The 7,664-nt window shown below is 43.4% G+C and carries 9 protein-coding genes; all 9 read right to left on the bottom strand.

All coding sequences use genetic code 11. The features are described 5' to 3' along the window. Positions 1–106: 106 nt before the first annotated feature. A complete protein-coding gene (locus tag Q1X33_RS14415) occupies positions 107–724 on the bottom strand; it encodes a bifunctional 4-hydroxy-2-oxoglutarate aldolase/2-dehydro-3-deoxy-phosphogluconate aldolase (protein ID WP_005228438.1) in 618 nt (205 codons plus the stop codon). Beyond that, entirely contained in the window at positions 721–1,818 is a 1,098-nt protein-coding gene (gene uxuA / locus Q1X33_RS14410; protein ID WP_005228437.1) for a mannonate dehydratase, read from the bottom strand. The genes Q1X33_RS14415 and uxuA overlap by 4 nt, the downstream gene beginning before the upstream one ends. A 20-nt stretch (positions 1,819–1,838) precedes the next feature. Continuing rightward, complete coding sequence (locus Q1X33_RS14405) at positions 1,839–2,294, bottom strand: PTS sugar transporter subunit IIA (RefSeq protein WP_005228436.1); 456 nt, start codon at positions 2,292–2,294, stop codon at positions 1,839–1,841. A 24-nt stretch (positions 2,295–2,318) separates the two neighbouring features. Then, positions 2,319–3,194 (bottom strand): hypothetical protein, encoded by an 876-nt coding sequence (locus Q1X33_RS14400; RefSeq protein ID WP_005228435.1) that lies wholly within the window; start codon positions 3,192–3,194, stop codon positions 2,319–2,321. A 102-nt stretch (positions 3,195–3,296) separates the two neighbouring features. Next, positions 3,297–3,803 carry a PTS sugar transporter subunit IIB gene (locus Q1X33_RS14395; protein ID WP_005228434.1) on the bottom strand — a complete coding sequence of 169 codons (507 nt, stop codon included), beginning with the start codon at positions 3,801–3,803 and terminating at the stop codon, positions 3,297–3,299. An 18-nt stretch (positions 3,804–3,821) separates the two neighbouring features. Then, the gene (locus Q1X33_RS14390; protein ID WP_005228433.1) at positions 3,822–4,679 is read right to left on the bottom strand and encodes a PTS system mannose/fructose/sorbose family transporter subunit IID; all 858 of its coding nucleotides are present in this window, start codon (positions 4,677–4,679) and stop codon (positions 3,822–3,824) included. A gap of 19 nt (positions 4,680–4,698) precedes the next feature. Then, the gene (locus tag Q1X33_RS14385) at positions 4,699–5,532 is read right to left on the bottom strand and encodes a PTS sugar transporter subunit IIC (RefSeq protein WP_005228432.1); all 834 of its coding nucleotides are present in this window, start codon (positions 5,530–5,532) and stop codon (positions 4,699–4,701) included. Between the two features lie 11 nt (positions 5,533–5,543). After that, positions 5,544–6,647 carry an iron-containing alcohol dehydrogenase family protein gene (locus Q1X33_RS14380; protein WP_005228431.1) on the bottom strand — a complete coding sequence of 368 codons (1,104 nt, stop codon included), beginning with the start codon at positions 6,645–6,647 and terminating at the stop codon, positions 5,544–5,546. 15 nt (positions 6,648–6,662) lie between these two features. Further along, positions 6,663–7,664 carry a D-isomer specific 2-hydroxyacid dehydrogenase family protein gene (locus tag Q1X33_RS14375; RefSeq protein ID WP_005228430.1) on the bottom strand — a complete coding sequence of 334 codons (1,002 nt, stop codon included), beginning with the start codon at positions 7,662–7,664 and terminating at the stop codon, positions 6,663–6,665.

Below are 7,664 nucleotides of genomic sequence, written 5' to 3'. Positions count from 1 at the left end.
TCGTACGCTACGCGAACGAAACTGACTAAAGTCAATAATAAAAAAGCAATGGTACCAAAATCCTTTGGCACCCATTGCTTCACCTTGTTTATTTACAGCTGACTGCTCAACTTAGCAATGATTTTACATGCGCCAAATGGCTGTCAGCCTTTTCCCGACCTTCTTTTATTAATGACTCTGAAAGAATGAAGGAGCCGCCAACTGCTAGCACCTGCGGATCAGATAAATAGTCTTGCATATTTTCGAGGTTGATTCCGCCAGTTGGGACAAATCGAATATCATAAAATGGACCGCTGAGGGCTTTGATTGCCGGCAAGCCCCCGTAGATATCCGCGGGGAAAAATTTCACAACTGATAAGCCATAAGTCGCTGCTCGTTGAATGTCATTTGGGGTAGCTGTTCCTGGAAACACTGGAATGTTTTCGGCAAGACAAAATTCCACCACATCAGGTACAAGAGCAGGGGAAACAATAAAGCGCGCCCCTTTCTCAACTGCTGCTTTCGCTTGTTCTAAGGTGCGCACCGTGCCTGCGCCGACGATCAATTTGCCTGATTGAGAGAGTTTTTCAATCGCTGCTAAAGCAAGGTCACTGCGGAAGGTCACTTCAATAAAGGGTAGTTCATGTTCGATCAACAGTGATTCTACTACTGGCAAATAGGTAAGATCTGTTGCAGTGTAAAGAGGCAATACCCTTGTTTTTGCCAATTGTTCATCGAGTGTCATACACTCTTTCCTCCCTTCGTTTCCTTCGATTGCATTTGTTCTTTCAAGACGGCTTCATGAAGCCCTTGAAGATAACTGATCCCAATCGCGCGATCATACAGACCATAGCCTGGCATCGCCACTTCCCCCCAGATCGTCCGCCCGTGATCTGGACGGATGACGCCATCAAACCCGACCTCAACCAAGGCTTTCATGATGGCATACATATCTAATGATCCTTCGGTGGACAGATGGGCGGATTCTTTAAATTTACGTTCCCCCATAAACAACACATTGCGGAAATGAACAAAGTTGATGCGTCCCTTTAAGGCATGAACGATCTCCACCATGTCGTTTTCTGGATCGGCACCTAACGAACCGGTGCACAACGTCACCCCATTATAAGGCGAATCCACGATAGCCATGATTTTTTTTAAGTCCTCTAAATTTTTGGTGATTCGTGGCAAGCCAAAAATCTCCCAAGGTGGATCGTCGGGATGGATCGCCATTTTCACATCTACTTCTTCACACACAGGAATGATCCGCTTTAAGAAATAGCTTAAGTTATCAAAGAGGATTTCTTGAGTGACCCCTTCATAAGTTGCCATCAAACGCTGGAACTTTTTCAGTCGTTCTTCTTCCCAACCTGGCAATTTAAAGCCTTTTGATTGGCTATGGATCAGCGTATACATCTCACTAGGTTCCATATCATCCACAACGGCTTGATCATAGAGCAAGGAGAAGCTGCCATCCTCGTTTTGATAAAATAGATTTGTTTTGGCCCAGCCGAAGATTGGTTTGAAGCTATAGCAGATCATATGTACATCACAAGCTGCTAAATTCCGAATCGTTTGAATATATTGATCGATGTAGTGATCCCGTTCCTCTGTTCCAGCTTTGATCGCATCGTGGATCGCCACACTCTCAATCCCTAATAGCGAAAGATGCTCTTTTTCAATTGATGCTTTTAGTGCGTTGATTTCGGAAATCTCCCAGACATCTCCGGGCATTTTATTCAGAAGTGTTCCTACAATGCCGTGCATTCCTGGAATTTGTCGAATATTCGTTAACGGGATCGTATCCCCTTCCCCGTACCATCGAAACCCCCATTGCATTTGCTGTCATCCTTTCGTTTTTAAAAATCATCGTCCTCATCAGTTTCTTCGCTACTATCACCTGCTGAAGAATTGTGCCAAAGCGCTACACTATTTTCTCCTTGCTGGATCACTGCTGCCACCGCCTGTTCAATCGGTGTTGCCAAAAATTGGTGATTGATCGCTTCTAATACCATCGGCAGATTCACTCCGCCGATGACATACGTCTTTTCCTGAAGAGGTTCTTCTAATTGATTGATCGTTACAACCGACTGATTGTAGGGACTCGCACTCAATAGATCAGCAAACACCACTACACCGTCCCCTTGATCCGTTTCGTGGATCGCTTCATGGATTTTGTTTCCCAGAAGTTGAATATCCTCTCCGTGGTTCAAATTAACGACCGCAATATTTTCGACACTGCCCATGATCACCTCTGCAGCATCTTTAAAACCAGTACTCAGCTGTCCGTGAGTTGCCAATACGATTCCTAACAAATGTTGTTCCTCCTTTTTCGCTTCCTAACCAAATAACGCAAGGACTTTTTGCATATTCCTACTATTCAGCTCTTTTTGCTTTAATTGTTTTCTAGGCAACACATACGTCTGATCCTGCTGCTTTTCTGCACAAAATAGATAGTTGATGCTGCCCATCGCTTCACTACTGTGTTCGATCGCCAGCTGCTGCAGTTGCCCTTCATTGAATTGCTTGCCGATAGCTCGAATCGGAGCATCGGCGCCGATAGAATCTAAATAATAAATCTTCGCATTCGGCCCTACTGAATCACGTAACACTTCCAACCCGCGTTCTCCAAAACTTCCTTCATCAAGAAACGCAAAAGCAGTCGCTGTTTGACTGTTTTGACTGATCAGTGACAGCAGCGCTAAGATAGAGGAGGTATTGCGGGTCAGATTTTGCTCAAATCCTGCCCCGCGGCTTACGCGATTTAATAGCAGAAAATAAATACCGACTCCTAAAGCAAAAAGCGCTGTTTGCCATGACAACAAGGGAAATCTCCCTGATGCAAAGTGGATATAAAGCCAGGTACCCAACAACCCAAAAAGAATCATCACTGCTGAAGCAGTCAGAATAAATTGATTTGTTTTACGCCCTTGCTCCTGCCGATCAAAAAAATGGTAATCGCCAAAATGCTGTGGCGGTGTATCATAATATGTGCAGATGATCCGTTTTGCTTTGGTCAGATCGCCAACATACAAATTGCGTGAGGCGTTTTTTTTCGTGTGATCATACTCGATCACCTGAAGATCTTTGCGAAACGGAATGATATCTGCGATGAGTGCCTTCAAAAATCTTTGTTTGCTTTTATCCGTGGAACGCGATCGGTAGACATACCGATAACGGAAAAGCCAATCACGAAATGTTTCTGTTTGATTCATGGCGAATTCTCCTATTCACAAATTACTGACAAGGAAGGAGGAACTCTATTTTTATAAGATCCTCCGCCTTCCTCTTCAACAGATGACGAACGCGCTCAATGATTACAAATTGAACTGCTTCAACACATCTTTAAGGGTTGATTTCGGTGCAGAAGGTGTTGCTTGAAAATAGATTGATTCCACACCGTACGCTTCGTTCATTTCTTTGAGTTTTTGCGCATCAGCTTGATTTAAATAAACAGATTTTGTTACCAAGAGATCTTTCTCGGGATCTTTTTGGGCGATACCGCCTATGTTCAATTCTTTCATTGGCACGCCGTGTTTGACTAAGTCGTACATCACACTGACGGTTTTAGCGATCAAAATACAGTTGTAATCTTTGAAGTTGTATTCATCCCAGTAAAATTTGGCTTTTTCTGGTGTAACGACGATCGTTTTTTGCCCTGTGCGGCTACCGGCATTTTTGTATAATTCCCGCATGAACTTATCCTTAGCTACTACCTCATCCACTACAAAAATCGAGTTAACTCCGCTTTTTTGTGACAAGGTCATCATGACCTGCCCATGGATCAACCGTTCATCTACTCGTGCTAAATTTACTACACCCATTTTTTCCACTTCCTTTTCTTATAAAATACCGACACCGGCTAAAATAATCAGAATCAAGGTCAGCCATAGTAATGCTTGCGTGACTTTTAATCCTTTCTTTGTATAGAACCAGTAGACGCCCATTACAACTGCTAACGGCAAAATCCCTGGTACAATCTGATCAAGGATATCTTGGATAATAAATTCTCGTCCAGAAATATCAAACTGCAGCGAAGAACTGACTTTGACATAGTTGCCAGCCAGAACCCCCATCATAAACAAACCGAGAACCGACAGTGTTTCAATTGCGGTTTGGACGCCTGTACTCTGCATTAAACCAGTTGCATTGCGCCCCATCGAAAATGCTTGACGGGCGAAAAACATTCCTATAGAAACTTGATACAGTGCAAAGCAAATGAATGGGAACAACGCACCTAGTGGACTTCCTTGCTGTGCCCAAGGAACAGCAATCGCAATAAAGATATATTGAACGGTTCCTGAGTCGATGGCATCTCCGATTCCTGCTAAAGCACCCATCAAACCAGCTTTCGTGTTGTACATTAGATCATCTTGCATCAAAATCTCTTTTTTCTCATGCTCTTCCTCGGCCCGCTGTTGTTCCATTGATGACATCAGCCCAGTGATGACTCCGCCCCCCCAACTCAGCTGGGTATTGAAAAACAGCAGTTGGCGTTTGTAGGCAGCTTTCAGTGCCTCATCGTCTTTGTAAAGTTTGCGCAAAATCGGCATCATGGCGTATAAAAGCGAGGGTGATAAATACCGTTCAAATGAATGCGGGATCTCATTGGCGAAATGCCATCTTAGGTATGCTTTTGTGACATCTTTCTTCGTGATTTCTTCTGGTGCGCCTTGCGCTTTTTGAATTGTTTCGGTCATTACTGCTCCTCCTTATCGATTAGAACCCATCATCATAGTCATCGTCATCATCAAAGGATGGTGATGCTGTATTCGTTTCTGGGGCTGGGACCAATTTTCCTTTTTGTGACTGAACAAAAATCAACGCGATCAAAATGCCAAAAATCGCATAGGTGACCATGGTAATTTCCAGCGAACTGAAAACTACACTCATGAAATAGGCCAAGAAGAAAAAGACCATATAATCTTTTCGACCGATCACATAGACGGTAGTTGCAATCCCGATCGCTGCCAATCCTCCGCCGACTACTTCTAAAATATGAATAACGACTGTCCCCTCAAGAGCATTGATGACATCAGCAATCAGCGGAGCGCCTAAATAAAGTGCAATAAATACCAGCGGAACAAATAAAATAAATGAAGCCAGCGTTGGGTATAAAATAATTGAACGCGTCATTGCCTTGGCATTAAGATCTTCTACTGCTTTATCCGTATACTTTCCTAAGAAGGTATTGATAAAGAAACGGAACTGATACAAATAACTCCCTAGCAACCCAACAGGAACGGCAACAGCAATCGCTGCTTCTGGTTGCAGATTTCCTAGCAAAGCTACCGGTACGGCAATCGCCGCAGCAATCGAAGGTTCCGCCGGCATGGATCCGCCAGGAGAAAATACCCCCATGTAAATCATTTGTAAAGCGGCAGTAACGATCATGGCTTGAGCCACATTTCCCATCACCAGTCCGACAACTAATCCCGTCATCAATGGTGAAAAACGTAAAGTCAGTGTGGCGCCTCCGCCGAGCCAACGAGACATGACTGCTGCAACCCATAGCGCAATCAGTAAACTTTGTGTAACACTTAATGTATCCATTTTTCCTCCTCCTAAACTTCTTTCAAATAGTTTTCTAAATCAAGAACAGCTTCTTTCAAGCGTTCTTTGGTGATTAAGACTGGAATCAAGTGTACTTTTTCTTTCGAATCTATGAACTGCACCAACTGATCGATGACTTGTGCATCTTCAGGAAAAATACCCATTTGATGTAAACTCATTGGTAAGTGCAATTCTTGATAAAAGGGGATCAACTGATCGATGACCGTCCATTTTTCTTCAAGGGCTAATTGATAAAACATCCCATAGGCAACCTTTTCCCCGTGAAGAAAACGATGACTTTCAGGCAGATATTTACTGATGGCATCATGCATCGCATGCGCCGCTGCATTGCGGGCATATTTATCGCCTAGCCCGCCTACCATTCCAGCAACTGCAATAACGATCTCCGACAAGTGACAAAAGGCGTCTGTCACTTCCTGCCGCTTCATATCTTCAATCGCTTGTTTCGATTGTGTCAAAATAGCTGTTTCGCATAATTTTGCTGTATAGCCTGCCATTTGCAAGAAGGGCTCATTTTTCAAATGTGGTTGGGCTAAGATTGCTTCCGATTCAATCCACTTTGCCAACGTATCTGCTAAACCGGCGATGAAGTAGGAGACTGGTGCATCGATCACTAACGTCGGATCGGTAATCAAAAAAGCAGCCTGTCTTAAATAGTGTTCCGACTTTCCTTCAGATTCTCCCGACTCTTTATACATGACAGACAAGGGTGTCCATGGTGCACAATTACTGGCCAATGTTGGGATCAGTCCAAAGGGTCGATTGACTACATGTGCTGCATATCCCACTAAGTCGGCTAACTTCCCGCCGCCAACCCCCAGAATAAAATCGATCGCCAGTTCTTCAACAAGATCAGCAATCAGCCCAGCGCCATAATAGCTGCATTCTCCCGTGTAGCGATGATAAAAAATTTCCAAATGCGCATCTTCTAAAAAGAGTAATTTTGGTTTTGCTTTTTCCCATGAAACCGTTCCATGTACGAGCAGCAGTCGTTTTACTTTGTACTCTTTTAATACTTCCGGCACATAGTCGATCGCGCCTTCATGGTAACGATAAACTTGCGGTCCAACCTTTACTTTTAAATCCGTTAGCACGAGTTTCACTCTCCTTTATACAGCCAAAAACCGACTTTCCGCTTGAACAGCACGGTCTGGCAGCAGCCCCTTAACGATTCGTTCAATATCCGTTACACATTTGTTTCCCATCTCTTCTAAGCATTCCATAGTATAAGCCGATGTATGCGGTGTCATAACTACATTTTCAAAAGCTAAATACGGATGATCTTTATGACCAGGCTCTTCCTCTAAGACATCGGTGGCAAGACCAGCGATTTTCCCACTTTTTAATCCGCTTACAATTGCCTCTTCATTCAAAAGTGCGCCACGGGCACTATTGGAGAGATATACTTGATCTTTCATTTTTGAAATTTCTTCAAAGGAAATCATATGATAATTTTCCTCCGTCAAGTTAGCACATAGACAAATAATATCTGATTTTGCTAGCAGCTCGTCTAGCTCGACTTTTTTTCCGCCATATCTTTGAATATGCAAAGCGGACTTATATGGATCGTATGCCAAAACCTCGCAGCGGAAACCATTTCTCAATATTTCTACTACACAACTTCCAGTATTGCCGACACCGATCACCCCTACCGTCTTGTTAAATAATGCGCGTCCGACAAAGTTCGCTCGTTTTTCCCATTGATCTTCGCGGACCTTTGTATTCGATTCAACTGTACAGCGCAGAAGCGCCAATAGATTGGTCACATTATTTTCTGCTACTGCATCTCGCTCGACCAAAGCTGGAATGATCGAAACAATCGTTTGGTGGTCCTTCGCTGCTTCTAAATCAATATTGTTATAGCCGATCCCGTGGCGTGTGATCAGTAGCAATTCATCTTTGTACTCAAAAAACTCTTTGGTAAAAAATGGGGTAACACTTGCTATAATGATGTTGTATCCCTTAAGCTTTTCTGCTAATTCTTTCCCATTGATTTCGCTATCGAACGTGAAATGACTGACAGTTCCGATTGCTTTCAACCGCTCGATATGTTGCGGAAAGATTTTTCCAAAGCTGCTGGAATTCACTATAGCGATCTTAAACTGTTCCAT

This window comes from Enterococcus sp. B2E4 (assembly GCF_030499455.1).
GTDB lineage: Bacteria > Bacillota > Bacilli > Lactobacillales > Enterococcaceae > Enterococcus_D > Enterococcus_D casseliflavus.
The sequence above is the reverse complement of the archived record's forward strand: the minus strand, read 5'-3'. Positions and strand labels throughout refer to the sequence as shown.